This is a genomic window from Paeniglutamicibacter kerguelensis, from assembly GCF_017876535.1.
GTDB lineage: Bacteria > Actinomycetota > Actinomycetes > Actinomycetales > Micrococcaceae > Paeniglutamicibacter > Paeniglutamicibacter kerguelensis.
This window is the reverse complement of the sequence record NZ_JAGIOF010000001.1, coordinates 2,604,981-2,622,594: the sequence shown is the minus strand read 5'-3', so window position 1 is coordinate 2,622,594 and position 17,614 is coordinate 2,604,981. Positions and strand designations below refer to the sequence as shown.

Annotated in this window: 14 protein-coding genes; 12 read left to right on the top strand and 2 right to left on the bottom strand. The window is 60.8% G+C overall.

The features are described 5' to 3' along the window. Positions 1 to 93 precede the first annotated feature (93 nt). The 7 genes from rplK (at position 94) to JOF47_RS11970 (ending at position 6,079) form a co-directional block, all read left to right on the top strand. Positions 94 to 525 carry a 50S ribosomal protein L11 gene (rplK, locus tag JOF47_RS12000; protein WP_209998508.1) on the top strand — a complete coding sequence of 144 codons (432 nt, stop codon included), beginning with the start codon at positions 94 to 96 and terminating at the stop codon, positions 523 to 525. Positions 526 to 687: 162 nt separating this feature from the next. Next, on the top strand, positions 688 to 1,395 hold the full coding sequence (gene rplA / locus JOF47_RS11995) for a 50S ribosomal protein L1 (RefSeq protein WP_209998506.1): 708 nt from the start codon (positions 688 to 690) through the stop codon (positions 1,393 to 1,395). Positions 1,396 to 1,659: 264 nt separating this feature from the next. Beyond that, entirely contained in the window at positions 1,660 to 1,878 is a 219-nt protein-coding gene (locus tag JOF47_RS11990) for a hypothetical protein (RefSeq protein ID WP_209998504.1), read from the top strand. Then, positions 1,878 to 2,351 (top strand): hypothetical protein, encoded by a 474-nt coding sequence (locus tag JOF47_RS11985; RefSeq protein WP_209998502.1) that lies wholly within the window; start codon positions 1,878 to 1,880, stop codon positions 2,349 to 2,351. The genes JOF47_RS11990 and JOF47_RS11985 overlap by 1 nt, the downstream gene beginning before the upstream one ends. A gap of 1,353 nt (positions 2,352 to 3,704) precedes the next feature. Continuing rightward, a complete protein-coding gene (gene rplJ / locus JOF47_RS11980; RefSeq protein ID WP_209998494.1) occupies positions 3,705 to 4,259 on the top strand; it encodes a 50S ribosomal protein L10 in 555 nt (184 codons plus the stop codon). Between the two features lie 68 nt (positions 4,260 to 4,327). After that, on the top strand, positions 4,328 to 4,699 hold the full coding sequence (rplL, locus tag JOF47_RS11975; RefSeq protein ID WP_209998491.1) for a 50S ribosomal protein L7/L12: 372 nt from the start codon (positions 4,328 to 4,330) through the stop codon (positions 4,697 to 4,699). Positions 4,700 to 4,894: 195 nt separating this feature from the next. Continuing rightward, positions 4,895 to 6,079, top strand: coding sequence for an acyltransferase family protein (locus JOF47_RS11970; protein WP_209998489.1), 1,185 nt, complete (start codon positions 4,895 to 4,897; stop codon positions 6,077 to 6,079). Here the strand turns inward: JOF47_RS11970 and JOF47_RS11965 are convergent. Beyond that, positions 6,054 to 6,548: an aminoacyl-tRNA deacylase gene (locus tag JOF47_RS11965; RefSeq protein WP_209998487.1), complete on the bottom strand. Its 495-nt coding sequence runs from the start codon at positions 6,546 to 6,548 to the stop codon at positions 6,054 to 6,056. The two genes, JOF47_RS11970 and JOF47_RS11965, sit on opposite strands and share 26 nt — an antisense overlap. 2 nt (positions 6,549 to 6,550) lie before the next feature. Further along, a complete protein-coding gene (locus JOF47_RS11960) occupies positions 6,551 to 7,744 on the bottom strand; it encodes an acetyl-CoA C-acetyltransferase (RefSeq protein ID WP_209998485.1) in 1,194 nt (397 codons plus the stop codon). Between the two features lie 305 nt (positions 7,745 to 8,049). On the opposite strand from JOF47_RS11960, the gene rpoB reads away from it, so the two are divergent. The 5 genes from rpoB to rpsG all read left to right on the top strand — a co-directional run bounded on the left by rpoB (position 8,050) and on the right by rpsG (position 17,607). Continuing rightward, positions 8,050 to 11,556, top strand: coding sequence for a DNA-directed RNA polymerase subunit beta (rpoB, locus tag JOF47_RS11955; RefSeq protein ID WP_209998483.1), 3,507 nt, complete (start codon positions 8,050 to 8,052; stop codon positions 11,554 to 11,556). Positions 11,557 to 11,741: 185 nt separating this feature from the next. Then, a complete protein-coding gene (locus JOF47_RS11950) occupies positions 11,742 to 15,635 on the top strand; it encodes a DNA-directed RNA polymerase subunit beta' (RefSeq protein ID WP_209998482.1) in 3,894 nt (1,297 codons plus the stop codon). A 219-nt stretch (positions 15,636 to 15,854) separates the two neighbouring features. Beyond that, positions 15,855 to 16,373 (top strand): GNAT family N-acetyltransferase, encoded by a 519-nt coding sequence (locus tag JOF47_RS11945; RefSeq protein ID WP_209998480.1) that lies wholly within the window; start codon positions 15,855 to 15,857, stop codon positions 16,371 to 16,373. A 389-nt stretch (positions 16,374 to 16,762) separates the two neighbouring features. After that, positions 16,763 to 17,137, top strand: coding sequence for a 30S ribosomal protein S12 (rpsL, locus tag JOF47_RS11940; protein ID WP_068731493.1), 375 nt, complete (start codon positions 16,763 to 16,765; stop codon positions 17,135 to 17,137). Next, complete coding sequence (gene rpsG, locus JOF47_RS11935) at positions 17,137 to 17,607, top strand: 30S ribosomal protein S7 (RefSeq protein ID WP_209998471.1); 471 nt, start codon at positions 17,137 to 17,139, stop codon at positions 17,605 to 17,607. Before rpsL ends, rpsG begins: the two co-directional genes overlap by 1 nt. The last annotated feature ends 7 nt before the right edge of the window (positions 17,608 to 17,614 follow it).

Genomic DNA, 17,614 nt, shown 5'->3' with positions numbered 1-17,614 from the left:
AAAACGGCATGACTCGGCCGCCGCGCCACGGCGGTCAACCCCCCGAGGCACGCTCCTGTGCAACGGGGCAACGCAAAAGAAGAAGGACCCGACATGGCCCCCAAGAAAAAGGTCACCGGACTCATCAAGCTGCAGATCCAGGCAGGCGCCGCCAACCCGGCACCTCCGATCGGCCCGGCGCTTGGTCAGCACGGCGTCAACATCATGGAATTCTGCAAGGCTTACAACGCAGCGACTGAGTCGCAGCGCGGTAACGTGATTCCGGTTGAAATTACTGTCTACGAAGACCGTTCCTTCACCTTCATCACCAAGACTCCTCCGGCAGCCGAGCTCATCAAGAAGGCTGCAGGCGTTGCCAAGGGTTCCGCTACCCCGCACACCGTCAAGGTTGCAAACCTGACCCAGGCTCAGGTTGAAGAGATCGCCACCGCCAAGATGGAAGATCTCAACGCCAACGACATCAAGGCTGCTGCCCTGATCATCGCCGGCACCGCCCGTTCCATGGGCATCACCGTAGCTGGCTAATTAGCCCCCGCTACACCCCGCGCGCCCGGTTCAACCGGAAACGCACCCCCATAACAAACAAGACGACCGGGATATTTTCATCATTTGGTGGACACCCGATCGCAAGTGGCAGGGTCGCGCGCGACCCATACATGACCACGACTGCATAAGGAGAAAAAGCAGATGGCAAAGCGCAGCAAAGCATACGTAGCCGCCGCGGCTAAGATCGAAGCCGACAAGGTTTACGCACCGACCGAGGCAATCGCCTTGGCCAAGGAAATCGCTTCCTCGAAGGCTGACGAGACCGTTGAGGTTGCTTTCCGCTTGGGCGTTGACCCTCGCAAGGCTGACCAGATGGTCCGCGGCACCGTTATCCTGCCGCACGGCACCGGTAAGACCGCCCGCGTCCTCGTTTTCGCAAACGGTGACAAGGCTGAAGCTGCAATCGCAGCCGGCGCCGACTTCGTTGGCTCGGACGACCTGATCGCCAAGATCGCCGGCGGCTGGACCGACTTCGACGCAGCAGTTGCTACCCCTGACCTCATGGGCAAGGTTGGCCGTTTGGGTAAGGTCTTGGGTCCCCGTAACCTGATGCCGAACCCGAAGACCGGCACCGTGACCATGGACGTCGCCAAGGCTGTCAACGACATCAAGGGTGGCAAGATCGACTTCCGCGTCGACAAGCACTCGAACCTGCACTTCATCATCGGCAAGGTTTCCTTCGATGCCCAGAAGCTGACCGAGAACTACGCAGCAGCACTGGACGAGGTTCTTCGTTTGAAGCCTTCTTCCTCCAAGGGCCGCTACATCTCGAAGGCAACCATTGCAACCACCTTCGGTCCCGGCATTGCCGTTGACTCGAACGTGACCCGCGTGGTTACCGAAGCCTAAATAGCGCTTCAACTTCACCGCAGGCCCGGATCCCCTTTGCGGGGGATCCGGGCCTGCGGTTTTTTGTGACCGCTACAGGGCAACCCGGCCAACGATTCTCCACCCCACTGCGCGCCGTCGAGCGTCGGAAGGTTCCTTACACGCCGGGAAACTTCCCGCGAGCGGTGGAAGCACGACCGGGGCGGCCGTTGCACCCCGGCGTGAACGGCACAGGGATAGTTCCTGGACGTTGAAGAGCACGGCTGGCATCATCACCCGGGACTCATGGCAGTCCAACTTTCCGTGGCGGGGCAGACAGGCCCGAACTGCGGCCTCACGGAGCATCCGCGGGCCGCTAGTTCCTGGTTTATCCGCTCACCCACGTGGGCGCCCTCTGGCTACGTGCGAGGCGTGCTGCTCGAATTGCAAGCGGGCAAGGCGCGGATGGAAGGGCCCGTGCCGGACTTCGACGCGATTGCCTTCAGCACGGGGACCCTGGCCTGATGCCGACCTACCCGCGGCAAGGGTGGACTGGTGCGCTCCGGCTGCGAGAAGGCCGTGGAAATGGCCTCCTTGGCGCATGGAACACCATCAAGGAATGCGACCCCAACCGGATCGCAGGCTTTTCGCCGATCCCCGCCATATCGATGGCCAACCCGCAGATCTTCAGTCACCAGAACGACGTGCCGGGGCCGGGTGGCTGGTGGTGGATCGATCTGCCCGGTCATGTGAGACTAGAACGTGTCGTTGACCCCGCATCGGACACCCACCGGATGGTTGAGACCCGCCAGCAGGGACATGGCGGTTCCTTCGGCGCTGGCTACGCGGACAGCACCAATTTTGACTATGATTGGCCGCCGGCTTTGGCAAGAATCGACGCTGCACCGCCAATGCCGCATGCTGGCCGGTGTCGGACGGCCTCAAGCGGGTTTCTCCAAGCACATTTGTTGATGGCAGTGATGGTGACAGTGGTGTGATTCACCACGAGTGAATCGCCGGCGCGCATGGCGGTCAACGACCGTTCATCCCCAAATCGATGGGGCGGTTCGGGTTCCCGTGACATGGCAGACAACGTTCCGGTATGTGGTGATGGTTGGGGATTCTTCATCTTTAGCGACTATCCACGTACCTGCCTTCGTGTTCTCTACGATATTTCTCCCGCAGGGGCGGCCCTGCGCCGCCGAATGTGCGCTTGCCACGGTAAATGAGCGGCCCGTTGGAGGCCATTTTCCAGTCGTGGTGATGGGCGCAACCCACAGCCCGATGTCAACAACTGCGGGATTGGACTGCTCTTGCCGGGCATCGCGGAGGTGGTCTCCCTGGGCCTGGACCTGATCTTGGAATGCAAGCCCTCGGCACCCGCAGCAACGACGCGGCGCAAAGTCCTGGACGGACTTAGCCAACACTTGACAATGCACGGCTTGCCGAACGATTTGACGGCATAATATTTCCCCTTTAGGGAATCGAATTGATCAACCAAGTGAGACTTCGAACACGCATTCCGTAGGATGCAGGATTCCGGCCATCCACATGCTGACTTGGGGTCTTGTCGCAAAAAAAGATGACCTGTCAATTTTCTTTGCCTGTCAGGCAAGGCCCGATCTGTCAATTTTGGCTACCCCAACACCTTGTGTCCGAAAGCATTGCTGATAGGCTTATTTCGTTGCAACCTAGTTGTGACCGGTGATCTAATCACCAGTGTTTTTGACGGAGACCCCAAGCCCCGTCGTAAACACTTAGTGCGGCAATGCGTTCCCCCAAGTTGCATTGCCGCTTCCGCAGAACCCCGCTTCCGTTATCCCCCAAGTTACGGAACCGGGGTTTTGCTCTTTTTAAAAACCGCTGGCAAGGCTGCGGCTCTCGGGGCAGGTCCCCGCGAACCTTGAGTGGCAATGTTGTTTCCGCCTGGGGACATCGTGTTGCAGGGATGGCGTGGTTTGTGTTCTTGAGGCATTGGGATGGTGCGGGGAACCCGCAGGGCAGCGCTGCTCCACCGTGTGCCGGGCGTGCGTGCCGCGCTAGCTCCCTCCAGTGCGGGTGTTGCCTGCCGGGCAAGGTGCTGAATGGGCGGGAGATGCCTCGATTTGGTTCTTCCGTTGCGGCGCTGTTAGGCTTGTAATACCGAAGACCGTCGGTCGAGATTAGCTGCTTATGTAGTGAGGCTCCGAAAGTCCCACAAAGGACGACCTGCGCAGGTGAACGAAGTGAATTTTCCGCATTTTTAGTGCGTTCTTTCCGCCCCGTGCATCCTGCATGGGGCGTTTTTTATGTCAGTACTCCTGGCCGGGTCAGATCGACTGGTATCAGATCTATACCCCGGAAGGAGTGTTATGGCAACGCCGACTAAGGTTTCCGCAGTAGAGGAAATCACCGCCGACTTCAAGGAGTCGACCGCCGCTGTCCTGACCGAATACCGTGGGCTTACTGTTGCGCAGCTCAAGCAGCTTCGCCGCTCACTTGGTCAGGAGACCAAGTACGCGGTTGTGAAGAACACCTTGACTGGTATCGCAGCAAAGGAAGCCGGCATCGATGCATTCGAAGGCCAGCTTGCTGGCCCGACTGCAATCGCCTTTATTAAGGGCGATGCAGTTGCTGCCGCTAAGAGCCTCACGGATTTTGCTAAGGAAAACAAGCAGCTCATCATCAAGACCGGTTACTTCGAGGGCAAGGCCCTTGACGCAACCGAGGTTGCCGCTCTGGCAGCACTTGAGTCGCGTGAGTTCCAGCTTGCACGTGTTGCTGGTGTACTGAAGGCTCCGGCTTCTGCCGCGGCCCGCACCATCGAAGCACTGCGCGCAAAGCTCGAAGAAGCAAACGGTGGCGCTGCTGAAGCACCTGCCGAGGCCGAGGCACCTGCTGCCGAAGCCGCCACCGAAGAAGCCTAAGCTTTCTTCACCCCCTCACACATGTAACTTGTGGCACGCAAGTGCCGCCAACGGAAAGGACGCCCATCATGGCGAAGCTGTCCACCGAAGAGCTTTTGGAAGCCTTCAAGGAAATGACCATCATCGAGCTCTCCGAGTTCGTAAAGACCTTCGAGGAGACCTTCGAGGTCACCGCAGCAGCTGTTGCAGTTGCTGGCCCGGCCGCTGGTGCCGTTGAGGCCGAAGAGCAGACCGAATTCGACGTTATCCTCGAGTCGGCTGGCGACAAGAAGATTGCAGTCATCAAGGAAGTTCGTGCCTTGACTTCGCTGGGTCTGAAGGAAGCCAAGGAGGTCGTTGACTCGGCTCCGAAGGCCGTCCTCGAAGGCGCAACCAAGGAAGCTGCAGAGAAGGCAAAGGAAGCCCTCGAGGCAGCCGGCGCAACCGTTACTGTCAAGTAACTCTTCGCACTTTTCACTGCGGGCCCGCGGAACCAATTGGTTCCGCGGGCCCGCAGTATTTTAACGGCCAATACCGTTTTTGCGGGGCTTCCATCAACGCAGCGGGGTGAGAAAAAACCCACTATCGGATTGCAAGCAATGAACTTTGCTACCGTTGATAACGAAAAGACAACGCAAATCAACTAAAGGTGGGGTATGGCTTTGCCGGATTCCGGAACAGCGCTCATTGACGTCCCGCGCCAAAACGGCGCCTTGACGCAACCTGCTGCCCAGACACCGCGTGCGCCGAGACTGGCATTGCTGGACGGCCTTCGATTCCTTGCCGCGGTCCTGGTCCTGCTCTACCACTACACCGCGTGGCGCCATGAATTTTGGGGAACCCCGATGGCCAAGGACGCCTGGCCCGAGCTTTCAAAGTTCACCCTCTACGGCAACATGGGTGTGCAGCTCTTCTTCATCATCTCTGGATTCGTCATCCTGCTCTCGGCCTACGGGAAGAGTGCGAGCAGGTTCGTTGGTTCACGCGTGGGCAGGCTCTACCCGGCCTATTGGGTCGCCGTGCTTGCCACCGGCTTCCTGGTGATCGTCATGTGGCCGAAGTTGGGCGAGGGGCGAGGCATTAAGGAATTGCTGGCAAACCTCACCATGTTCCACCCGATGATGGGCATGCGGCATATCGACGGCGTCTACTGGACGCTTTGGATCGAGTTGCGATTCTACTTGGTCATCCTGGCGTTGATCCTGCTGCGCCTGCTGACGATTCGCGGGGTGACCGTCTTTGCGGTGGTCTGGCCGCTCCTGGGCCTTGGCGCCGAACTCTTGGGAAATGGAAACGCCACCTACCTGTTGATGGCCGAATACGCCCCGCTCTTTGCCGGCGGCATGATGTTGTTCATGATTTACCGCTTCGGACACAACCTGCAACGCTGGAGCATACTGCTGCTCAATGTCGCGCTGTCCGCCTACTTCACGGGGCTGAAAGCGCCGGTGGAAGCCATGGAGCTGGTTGGCTATCACGTCGCGCCGTGGACCTACTGGCTAATCGTCGCGGGGCTGTTCGCATGCGTTGCTGCCCTGAGCCTGACGCCGCTACGCAACGTCCAATGGAATTTCCTGGCATTGGCGGGGGCGCTGACCTACCCTGTGTACCTCTTGCATCAGGTGTGGGGCTGGTGGCTGATCGACCACCTCAATCCCACGTTGGGCAAGTACCTGACATTGCCGATTGTCATGGGCATCGTGTTCACGGCCGCGTACCTGGTGCACCGCTTTGTCGAGCGCCCGTTGGCCAAGCCGCTGGCAGCAGCCACGACAAAAGGACTTGAATTCCTGGGGGCGCGCGGAAAGAAGTTGCTTAGCCCGGTGCTTCAGCGTCGCTGATGTCGGCGACCGTCGCGTTGAGTGCGGAAATCAGTTCCGTCGAGTCGACGAATGCCGAGTGGCCGTGGGCGCCGGCGCCCAGGCAGATCCTGCCGGCAGCAACGCTTGAATCAACGTAGACCGGCCACGGAGTTGTCGCGCCCAGGGGAGTGATGGTGCCTCGCTCGTAGCCGGTTGCTGCAAGGGCCACCTCCGGGCGCGGCAGGGACAGCTTGTTGACGCCCAGCAAGGCCCGCAGCTTTGGCCACGAAATGCTGCGGTCCCCTGGAATCAACGCAAACAAGAATGTACCGTCCTTGTGCTTCACCACAAGCGACTTGACGATCTCATGGACCTCCAGGCCCATGAGCCCGGCTGCTTCGACCAGGCTGCCGGCCTGTTGGCGGGTAACCACGTCAACGTGCAGCCCGCGGCTGCGGGCATCGCGTTGCATGCGTTCCAGGCCGTCGGCCGGCAGCTGATCCTCCATCTTTAGGCTTCGCGCACCAACAGCAGCGCATCGCCCTGGCCGCCGCCGCCGCACAGGCTGACAGCTGCCTTGCCGGATCCGCGGCGCTTGAGTTCAAGTGCCGCGCTCAGGGCCAGGCGTGCGCCGGAGGCGCCGATCGGGTGGCCCAGTGCGATTGCCCCGCCGTGGATGTTTGTCTTTTCCAGCGGGTAGCCAAGGTCCTTGAGCGACTGGCAGGCAACCGCGCCGAAGGCCTCGTTGATCTCGATGAAGTCCAGGTCCGAGGTTTCCCAGCCTTGGGTTTTCAAGGCAGCGGCAATGGCATTCGAAGGCTGCGAGTGCAGGGAATTGTCGGGACCGGCAACCTGACCGGCTGCACCGACGGTGGCCAGGATCTCAAGGTTGTGCGCGATGGCGTACTCGCGCGAAGTGACGACAACGGCTGCGGCGCCATCGGAGAGCGGCGAGGAGTTGCCGGCGGTAATGGTGCCGTCCTTGGCGAAGGCCGGGCGCAGGCCGGCAAGGGTCTCGACGGTGGTCGTCGGACGGATGCCCTCGTCGGCGGAAACAACCAGGGGATCGCCCTTGCGCTGCGGGATGCTGATCTCCACGATTTCCTCGGTGAAGATCCCGGCCTCGACGGCGGCGGCGGCACGCTGGTGCGATGCCGCTGCAACCTCGTCCTGCTCGGTGCGGGTCAGTCCCAGCACAGTGTTCTTGGCTTCGGTGCTGCTGCCCATGGAGTTTCCGTCGAAGGCGTCGGTAAGGCCGTCGTGGGTCACCGAGTCGATGGCTGTGATGTTTCCGTAGGTCCAGCCCTGGCGCGAGCCCGGAAGAATGTGCGGGGTGTTGGACATCGACTCCTGGCCGCCGGCCACGACCACGTCGGCATCGCCCACGCGGATCAGGCGGGCGGCATCCGCGATGGCCGAGAGGCCCGAGAGGCACACCTTGTTGACCGTGATGGCGTTGACGTTCCAGCCGATTCCGGCGGCGATTGAACTCTGGCGGGCAGGGTTCTGGCCGCACCCGGCCTGGACCACGTGTCCCATGATTACTGCCTGGACATCCTCGGCTGGCACGGCGGAGCGCTGCAGTGCCCCGCGGATGGCTGCGGCACCAAGCTCAACTGCGCTCAGCTTTAAAAGCTGGCCATTCAGGCGGCCGAACGGGGTGCGGGCGCCGGCGACTATGACGGCGTCACGGTGTGAAGACATGATCGAATTCTCGCTTTCGGTAAAACAGGGTGAATGTTTACTTCTAGGCTAGCGCGCTGTGGTTTGCACCACAGAATTATCAACAAACCGTGATCCATCTCTCAGGAGTTGCGGGGGTTTCCGGGTCGGGTTTGCGAGTTTGGTGGTGGACATGGTAAGCCGCATGGTGTAACGTGGAGATTTGCGTCTTCTCTTTTCATCTCCGGCCTTCATATAGCGGTGGGCCTGCTCAACGGTGCTGTTGCGAGTGAAACTCGGGCAGAGAGACGGCGTCGGAAACCTGACGGTCTGTGGAAGGATCCATCTTGGTCGCCTCGAGCACCTCTAACAACCAAACCGCTAGTTCGGCCCGCAGCGCGGAATATGCTGGCCGACTTTCTTTTGCAAAGATTCACGAACCACTTGATGTTCCTAATCTTTTGGCACTTCAGACCGAGAGCTTTGACTGGCTCGTCGGCAACGAGCGCTGGAAGAACCGTCTGGCATACGCCCAGACCATTGGTGACACCAGTGTAGCCACGACTTCGGGTCTGGCCGAGATCTTCGAAGAGATCTCCCCGATTGAAGACTTCCAGGAGACCATGTCCCTGAGCTTCTCGGAGCCTGAGTTCGCTGATCCGAAGTACACCATGGCCGAGTGCAAGGACCGCGACGCCACGTACGCCGCTCCGCTGTACGTCAAGGCCGAGTTCATGAACAACAACACGGGCGAAATCAAGCAGCAGACCGTGTTCATGGGCGACTTCCCGCTGATGACGGACAAGGGTACCTTCATCATCAACGGCACCGAGCGTGTCGTGGTATCCCAGCTCGTTCGTTCCCCGGGCGCCTACTTCGAGCGCACCCCGGACAAGACCAGTGACAAGGACATCTTCACCGCGAAGATCATCCCGTCGCGTGGTGCATGGTTCGAACTGGAAATCGACAAGCGCGACCAGGTCGGCGTTCGCCTCGACCGCAAGCGCAAGCAGTCGGTCACCGTTCTGCTCAAGGCCCTAGGCTGGACCGAAGGCCGCATCCTGGAAGAGTTCGGACAGTACGACTCGATCCGCGCCACCCTGGAGAAGGACACCACCGATACCCAGGAAGAAGCCCTCCTGGATATCTACCGCAAGCTTCGCCCGGGCGAACCGCCGACGGTCGATGCTGCACAGGCGTTGCTCAAGAACCTCTACTTCGAGGCGAAGCGCTACGACCTGGCAAAGGTTGGTCGTTACAAGATCAACCGCAAGCTCGGTGTTGAAACCCCGCTTGATTCCCCGGACGCCTCGGTGCTGAACATTGACGACATTGTCGCAATGATCAAGTTCCTGGTTGCCCTGCACGCCGGCGAGAAGACCACCCCGGGCATGCGCGACGGCAAGCCCGTTGCCTTGACCGTGAGCGTCGATGACATCGACCACTTCGGCAACCGTCGCATCCGCGCCGTTGGCGAATTGATCGAAAACCAGGTCCGCACGGGTCTGTCCCGCATGGAGCGCGTGGTCCGCGAACGCATGACCACGCAGGACGTCGAGGCAATCACCCCGCAGACGCTGATCAACATCCGCCCGGTTGTTGCAGCGATCAAGGAGTTCTTCGGAACCTCCCAGCTCTCGCAGTTCATGGACCAGAACAACCCGCTGGCCGGTTTGACGCACAAGCGTCGTCTCTCCGCGCTGGGCCCGGGCGGTCTGTCCCGTGACCGTGCAGGCATGGAAGTTCGAGACGTTCACCCGTCCCACTACGGACGCATGTGCCCGATTGAAACCCCTGAAGGCCCGAACATTGGTCTGATCGGTTCGTTGGCGACCTACGGCCGCATCAACGCTTTCGGCTTCATCGAAACTCCGTACCGCAAGGTCGTCGACGGTCGCCTCACCGGCGAAATCGACTACCTGACCGCGGATGAGGAACTCGAAAACTTCATCGCACAGGCCAACGCACCGCTGGATGCAGACAACCGCTTCATTGAAGACGGCGTCCTGGTCCGCGAGCGCGGCGGCGGCGGCGAGCCCGTCATCGTGGAACCGTCCGAAGTTGAATACATGGACGTTTCCCCGCGCCAGATGGTGTCCGTGGCAACCGCCCTGATTCCGTTCCTCGAGCACGACGATGCCAACCGCGCCCTCATGGGTGCGAACATGCAGCGTCAGGCTGTGCCGCTGCTTGCCTCCGAGTCCCCACTCGTGGGTACCGGCATGGAGAAGTTCGCGGCAGTCGACGCCGGCGACTCGGTCATCGCAACCACCGGAGGCGTTGTCTCCGAGGTTTCGGCCGACCTTGTCACCGTCATGAACGACGATGGCACCGAAGCCGCCTACCCGATCATGAAGTTTGCTCGCTCCAACCAGGGCAACGCATACAACCAGCGCGTGATGGTTTCCGAAGGCGATCGTGTTGACTACAACTCGATCATCGCCGACGGCCCGTCCACCGACAAGGGCGAGCTCGCCCTGGGCAAGAACCTGCTGGTTGCCTTCATGTCCTGGGAAGGTCACAACTTCGAGGATGCGATCATCCTCTCCCAGCGCATGGTCTCCGACGACGTGCTCACCTCGATCCACATCGAAGAACACGAAGTCGACGCCCGCGACACCAAGCTTGGTGCCGAGGAAGTTACCCGCGACATCCCGAACGTCTCCGAAGAGATCCTGGCGCAGCTCGACGAGCGCGGCATCATCCACATCGGTGCCGAGGTTGAAGCAGGCGACATCCTGGTTGGCCGTGTCACCCCGAAGGGTGAAACCGAGCTGACCCCGGAAGAGCGCCTGTTGCGCGCCATCTTCGGTGAGAAGTCCCGCGAAGTTCGCGATACTTCCCTGAAGGTTCCGCACGGCGAGTCCGGCGTGGTCATCGGTGTCCGCATCTTCGACCGCGACAACGACGACGACCTGCCCCCGGGCGTGAACCAGCTGGTTCGCGTCTACGTGGCACAGAAGCGCAAGATCACCAACGGTGACAAGCTTGCAGGCCGCCACGGTAACAAGGGCGTCATCTCCAAGATCCTTCCGATCGAAGACATGCCGTTCCTTGAAGACGGAACCCCGGTTGACGTCGTCCTGAACCCCTTGGGTGTTCCGGGTCGAATGAACGTCGGCCAGGTCCTGGAAATCCACCTCGCGTGGGCTGCCAAGCAGGGCTGGAAGATCGAGGGCGAGCCGGAGTGGGTCAAGAACCTGCCGGACCTCCCGCGTGAAGTCGGCTCCAGCAAGGTTTCCACCCCGGTCTTCGATGGCGCCACGGAAAACGAAATCCGCGGCATCCTCGACCACACCAATGTGACCCGCGACGGCAAGCGCCTGATCGGCAACTCCGGTAAGGCCCGTCTGTTCGACGGCCGCTCCGGCGAGCCGTTCCCGGATCCGGTTTCCGTTGGCTACATGTACATCCTGAAGCTCCACCACCTGGTGGACGACAAGATCCACGCACGTTCCACCGGTCCGTACTCCATGATCACCCAGCAGCCGTTGGGTGGTAAGGCACAGTTCGGTGGCCAGCGCTTCGGTGAAATGGAAGTGTGGGCCCTGGAGGCCTACGGTGCCGCATACACCCTGCAGGAACTGCTCACGATCAAGTCCGATGATATTCACGGTCGCGTGAAGGTCTACGAGGCAATCGTCAAGGGCGAGAACATCCCGGAACCAGGTGTCCCGGAATCGTTCAAGGTCCTGATCAAGGAAATGCAGTCGTTGTGCTTGAACGTCGAGGTCCTCGGAACCGACGGCAACACCATCGAAATGCGAGACTCGGATGAAGAAGTCTTCCGGGCCGCGGAAGAACTCGGCATCGACCTTTCCCGGTCGGAACCGAACTCCGTCGAAGAAGTTTAGTTCCAACTGACGTCCTGTGGTCGGGGGAGCGGTGCCGGTGGCAACACCAGCGCAGCGCTCCTTCGACCGCCGGGACCAAACGGAACTGGATATCTTCCAGACCCACGGTGAGCGTGGAACCTTCGGGTTCCGCGAACACCTCACCACATTAGACTTCAGAAACTTAGAAGAGAGATAAGGACCATATGTCCAGCGAATCCTCATTCGGCCTCATGCGCATCGGCCTGGCAACTGCGGAAGAGATCCGCGGGTGGAGCTACGGCGAGGTTAAGAAGCCCGAAACCATCAACTACCGCACCCTCAAGCCGGAGAAGGACGGTCTTTTCTGCGAAAAGATCTTCGGCCCTTCCCGCGACTGGGAGTGCTACTGCGGCAAGTACAAGCGCGTGCGCTTCAAGGGCATCATCTGCGAACGCTGTGGTGTTGAAGTTACCCGTGCCAAGGTTCGTCGCGAACGCATGGGTCACATCGAGCTTGCAGCCCCTGTAACCCACATCTGGTACTTCAAGGGCGTTCCCTCGCGCTTGGGCTACCTGCTTGACCTGGCACCGAAGGATCTTGAAAAGATCATTTACTTCGCCGCCTACATGGTCACCTCCGTTGACGAAGAGCGCCGTCACGCCGAACTGCCGAACCTCCAGGCGCAGCACGACCTGGAACGCAAGCAGCTGGTCGACACCCGCGACTCCGACATCGCCTCCATCGCCCGCGACCTCGAGAACCAGCTTGCTGCCCTCGAAGCCGAAGGTGCCAAGGCTGCGGAAAAGAAGAAGGCCCGCGATCTGGCCGACAAGACGATGGCCCAGGTGCGTAAGCGCGCCGATGCGGACATCGAACGTCTTGACCAGGTCTGGGACCGATTCAAGAACCTCAAGGTCGCCGACCTCGAAGGAGACGAAGGCCTGTTCCGCTCGCTGCGCGAGCGCTACGGACTGTACTTCGAGGGCTCCATGGGCGCCGAAGCCATCAAGAAGCGCCTCGAGTCCTTCGACATGGCCGCGGAAGCCGAGATCCTTCGCGACATCATCGAAAACGGCAAGGGACAGAAGAAGACCCGTGCGCTCAAGCGCCTCAAGGTCGTCAACGCGTTCCTGACCACGTCCAACTCCCCGTTGGGCATGGTTCTTGACGCCGTACCGGTGATCCCGCCGGAACTGCGCCCGATGGTCCAGCTGGACGGTGGCCGCTTCGCGACCTCCGACCTCAACGACCTGTACCGCCGCGTCATCAACCGCAACAACCGCCTGAAGCGTTTGTTGGACCTTGGCGCACCGGAAATCATCGTCAACAACGAAAAGCGCATGCTGCAGGAAGCTGTTGACTCGCTCTTCGACAACGGTCGTCGTGGCCGCCCGGTCACGGGTCCAGGCAACCGTCCGTTGAAGTCGCTTTCCGACATGCTCAAGGGCAAGCAGGGACGTTTCCGTCAGAACCTGCTCGGCAAGCGCGTTGACTACTCCGGCCGTTCGGTCATCGTTGTCGGCCCGCAGCTGAAGCTGCACCAGTGTGGTCTGCCCAAGCAGATGGCCCTGGAGCTCTTCAAGCCGTTCGTGATGAAGCGCCTGGTTGACCTCAACCACGCACAGAACATCAAGAGCGCCAAGCGCATGGTCGAGCGTTACCGCCCGCAGGTTTGGGATGTTCTCGAAGAGATCATCACCGAGCACCCTGTGCTGCTGAACCGTGCACCTACCCTGCACCGTTTGGGTATCCAGGCGTTCGAACCACAGCTGGTTGAAGGCAAGGCCCTTCAGCTGCACCCGCTGGTTTGTGCCGCATTCAACGCCGACTTCGACGGTGACCAGATGGCAGTTCACCTGCCGCTGAGCCCCGAAGCCCAGGCCGAAGCACGCATCCTGATGCTGTCCTCGCACAACATCTTGAAGCCTTCGGACGGCCGCCCGGTTGCCCTGCCTTCGCAGGATATGATCATCGGCCTCCACCACCTGACCACCAAGCGTCTGGACGAGAAGGGCGCCGGTCGTGCGTTCTCCTCGCCGGCCGAGGCGATCATGGCGATGGACCGCGGCGAGCTGCACCTGAACTCGCCGGTCAAGATCCGCGTTTCCGGCTTTGTTCCTTCCGAGGAGCAGCCGGCACCGGAAGGCTGGGTCGAGGGTGAAGATGCACTGATCTCCACTTCGCTGGGCCAGGTTCTCTTCAACGAGACCCTGCCGGCGGACTACCCGTGGGTTGAGCAGGTTGCCGGCAAGGATGCACTCTCCGAGATCGTCAACGATCTCGCCGAGCGCTACCCGAAGATTGTCACGGCGGCAACGCTGGACAACCTGAAGGATGCAGGCTTCAAGTGGGCCACCCGCTCGGGTGTCACCGTCGCCATCTCCGACATCACCTCGAACATGGACAAGGCAACCATCCTTGCTCCGTACGAGGAGAAGGCCAAGCGCGTCCAGTCGCAGTTCGACAAGGGCCTGATTGCCGACTCGGAGCGTCGCCAGGACCTGATCGACATCTGGACCAAGGCAACCGACGAGGTAGCCGAGGCCATGAAGGCCGGCATGGAAGAGCTGAACACCATTAACCGAATGGTGACCTCGAAGGCTCGTGGTAACTGGCTGCAGCTGCGCCAGATTGCCGGTATCCGTGGTCTGGTGTCCAACCCTAAGGGCGAGATCATCCCGCGTCCGATCAAGTCTTCGTACCGCGAAGGCCTGTCGGTTCTCGAGTACTTCATCGCCACCCACGGTGCCCGTAAGGGTCTGGCCGATACCGCGTTGAAGACCGCAAACTCGGGTTACCTGACCCGTCGTCTGGTCGACGTGTCGCAGGACGTCATCGTTCGCGAACAGGACTGTGGCACCAGCCGCGGCCTGAACGTGCCGATCGCGTACACAGACGAAATCGGTACCGTGCGCATGCACGAAACCGTTGAGAACTCGGCCTACACCCGTACGCTGGCCACCGACGTGGTCGACGCCTCGGGCAAGGTGCTGGCAGCAGGCGGCTCGGACGTGGGCGACGTGCTCATCGACGAACTGTTCGCAGCTGGTGTCACCGACATCAAGGTCCGCTCCGTGCTGACCTGTGAGTCGGCAGTCGGAACCTGTGCACTGTGCTATGGCCGCTCGCTTGCAAGCGGCAAGACCGTCGACATCGGTGAGGCAGTGGGCATTATTGCCGCACAGTCCATCGGTGAGCCGGGTACCCAGCTGACCATGCGTACCTTCCACACCGGTGGCGCTGCCTCCGCGGAAGATATCACCCAGGGTCTGCCACGTATCCAGGAGCTCTTCGAAGCACGTACCCCGAAGGGTGTTGCTCCGATCTCCGAGGTTGCCGGTCGCGTGTCCATCGAGGACTCCGAGAAGCAGCTGCGCATCGTGATCACCCCGGACAACGGCGACGAAGAAATCGCCTACCCGGTGTTGCGCCGTGCACGCCTGCTGGTCGCCGATGGCGATTCGGTGGCGGTTGGCCAGCAGCTGGTTGCAGGTGCCATCGACCCGAAGCAGGTTCTTCGTGTCCTCGGCCCGCGTGAAGCCCAGAAGTTCCTGGTCCGCGAAGTCCAGGAGGTCTACCAGTCCCAGGGCGTAGGCATCCACGACAAGCACGTGGAAGTCATCGTTCGTCAGATGCTTCGCCGCATCACCGTCATCGAGTCGGGCGAAACCGACTTGCTGCCGGGTGAGCTTGCTGACCGCGCTCGCTTCCAGAACGCGAACCGCAAGGCCGTCTCCGAAGGCAAGAAGCCGGCATCGGGTCGTGACGAGCTCATGGGTATCACCAAGGCTTCCTTGGCTACCGACTCGTGGCTCTCGGCCGCTTCCTTCCAGGAGACCACGCGTGTCCTGACCCAGGCTGCAATGGAAGGCAAGTCCGATCCATTGCTCGGCCTGAAGGAAAACGTCATCATCGGTAAGCTGATCCCGGCCGGCACCGGCCTGGATCGCTACACCCAGGTGAACGTGGAACCGACCGAGGCAGCGAAGGCTTCGCTGTTCACCGGCCAGTCCGCATTCTCCACCGGCATGGACTACGACGGCTTGGAGCCGGGCCTCAGCCCGGAATTCCACGCCATCGCCATGGATGACTACGATCTCGGCAACGATTTCCGCTAAGGCATGAGCCGTTGTCCCGCCCACTCGGCGGGACAACGCTGATGCAACAAACTTTGGCCGGCATTCCCCATTCGGGGAATGCCGGCCAAAGTCGTTAACGGGGGGAGCGGGTGGTTGGCACCAATGGGGGTGGGGCAAGATCGCTGGCGGTGAGCCCGCCGAGCAAGTTGTGGCGCGTCGCTGTCGGAACTGAACCATGGACTTGCATAGGCTCGAGCCATGATCGAACTCATCGCCCCGGACGTCCGGTACCGGGACGATTGGCTGGAAGCTGCCATGGAATTCAACGGTGCCCACCGGGACGGAGCCAGTGCCGAGGACCTTGACCTTGAGCAATGGCGGGATCCGGGAGTCTTCGAAGGTTTTGTGGAACGGCTGCTCGCCGACGCACTACCCGACAGCCCGCGAAAGCCGGAGTATGTTCCGTGCACATTCCTTTGGATCGCCCAGGGGGCCAGCATTCTCGGCTCACTCGCCATCCGTCACGAACGCAACGACTATCTATTCAACGAAGGCGGACACATCGGGTACAGCGTTCGTCCGTCGGCTCGCCGCAAGGGTCATGCCACAGCGGCGCTGGCCCGGACCCTGCCCATGGCCGGGGCCTTGGGGATATCGCGAGTGCTCGTGACATGCCTTGAAGGCAACGCAGGATCACGCGGAACCATAGAGAAGAACCGAGGCGCGTACGAGGATACTCGAAACGGCACCCGTCGCTACTGGATCGATGCAGGCTAGGTCCGAGACCCGGAGCGTCCGATCGCGGTTTCGCTGTCTCAGCGAGTTGCGCCGGCAACTTGTGGCGCATGCGTCCCACGGCTGCTTCGATGAAGTGGCAGCGTGGCCGCACACGAAGAGTTCCTTGTGTTTAAAGGGAACCAGGGCAGTGTGTGATGAGACCCGTGTCATTAAGCGCGGAGAACTCATGCTAAGCTAGAGCTAATTGTTTTATAGGTGTGGCAAATGGACACAGTCCGGGTTGCGGGTAGGTTGCGCAACATATGCCACACTTTCGCACGCCTAGGGGTCAACCCGAAGTCGCTGTGACTAAACGACTATAAACGCAGCGTCTCCAAGCAGTCTTATTGTGGGCGGCGCCGCAGAACAAGAAACCGGAGGACACGAAAGTGCCTACTATTCAGCAGCTGGTCCGCAAGGGCCGCTCGCCGAAGGTCAAGAAGACCAAGGCCCCAGCCCTTAAGGGCAACCCAATGCGTCGTGGCGTATGCACCCGTGTGTACACCACCACCCCGAAGAAGCCGAACTCCGCACTTCGTAAGGTCGCACGTGTGCGCCTTGCCGGTGGCGTTGAAGTTACCGCTTACATTCCGGGCGTTGGCCACAACCTGCAGGAACACTCCATCGTGCTCGTTCGCGGTGGTCGTGTGAAGGACCTTCCGGGTGTGCGCTACAAGATCGTACGTGGTGCGCTCGATACCCAGGGTGTAAAGAACCGTAAGCAGGCTCGTTCCCGCTACGGTGCCAAGAAGGAAGGTAAGTAATGCCTCGTAAGGGCCCGGCGCCAGCGCGCCCCCTCGTCTCGGATCCGGTATACGGTTCCCCGCTTGTTACCCAGCTGATCAACAAGGTTTTGATCGACGGTAAGAAGTCCACCGCAGAGCGTATCGTTTACGGTGCACTCGAAGGTGCATTGGCCAAGAACGGTACCGACCCGGTTGTGACCCTCAAGAAGGCCATGGATAACATCCGCCCGGCCCTCGAGGTTCGCTCCCGCCGTGTTGGTGGCGCTACCTACCAGGTTCCAGTAGAAGTAAAGCCGGGTCGCTCGACCGCTCTGGCACTTCGCTGGCTCGTTGGCTACTCGAAGGCTCGCCGCGAGAAGACCATGATCGAGCGTCTCATGAACGAGATCCTCGACGCCTCCAACGGTCTGGGTGCCGCTGTAAAGCGTCGCGAAGACACTCACAAGATGGCAGAGTCCAACAAGGCCTTCGCCCACTACCGCTGGTAAAAAGCGT

What these genes read in the sequence shown, in the direction of transcription:
- rplK (WP_209998508.1), top strand. Translation starts at nt 94, where the DNA reads ATGGCCCCCAAGAAAAAGGTCACCGGACTCATCAAGCTGCAGATCCAG.
- rplA (WP_209998506.1), top strand. Translation starts at nt 688, where the DNA reads ATGGCAAAGCGCAGCAAAGCATACGTAGCCGCCGCGGCTAAGATCGAA.
- JOF47_RS11990 (WP_209998504.1), top strand. Translation starts at nt 1,660, where the DNA reads ATGGCAGTCCAACTTTCCGTGGCGGGGCAGACAGGCCCGAACTGCGGC.
- JOF47_RS11985 (WP_209998502.1), top strand. Translation starts at nt 1,878, where the DNA reads ATGCCGACCTACCCGCGGCAAGGGTGGACTGGTGCGCTCCGGCTGCGA.
- rplJ (WP_209998494.1), top strand. Translation starts at nt 3,705, where the DNA reads ATGGCAACGCCGACTAAGGTTTCCGCAGTAGAGGAAATCACCGCCGAC.
- rplL (WP_209998491.1), top strand. Translation starts at nt 4,328, where the DNA reads ATGGCGAAGCTGTCCACCGAAGAGCTTTTGGAAGCCTTCAAGGAAATG.
- JOF47_RS11970 (WP_209998489.1), top strand. Translation starts at nt 4,895, where the DNA reads ATGGCTTTGCCGGATTCCGGAACAGCGCTCATTGACGTCCCGCGCCAA.
- JOF47_RS11965 (WP_209998487.1), bottom strand. Translation starts at nt 6,548, where the DNA reads ATGGAGGATCAGCTGCCGGCCGACGGCCTGGAACGCATGCAACGCGAT.
- JOF47_RS11960 (WP_209998485.1), bottom strand. Translation starts at nt 7,744, where the DNA reads ATGTCTTCACACCGTGACGCCGTCATAGTCGCCGGCGCCCGCACCCCG.
- JOF47_RS11950 (WP_209998482.1), top strand. Translation starts at nt 11,742, where the DNA reads ATGTCCAGCGAATCCTCATTCGGCCTCATGCGCATCGGCCTGGCAACT.
- JOF47_RS11945 (WP_209998480.1), top strand. Translation starts at nt 15,855, where the DNA reads ATGATCGAACTCATCGCCCCGGACGTCCGGTACCGGGACGATTGGCTG.
- rpsG (WP_209998471.1), top strand. Translation starts at nt 17,137, where the DNA reads ATGCCTCGTAAGGGCCCGGCGCCAGCGCGCCCCCTCGTCTCGGATCCG.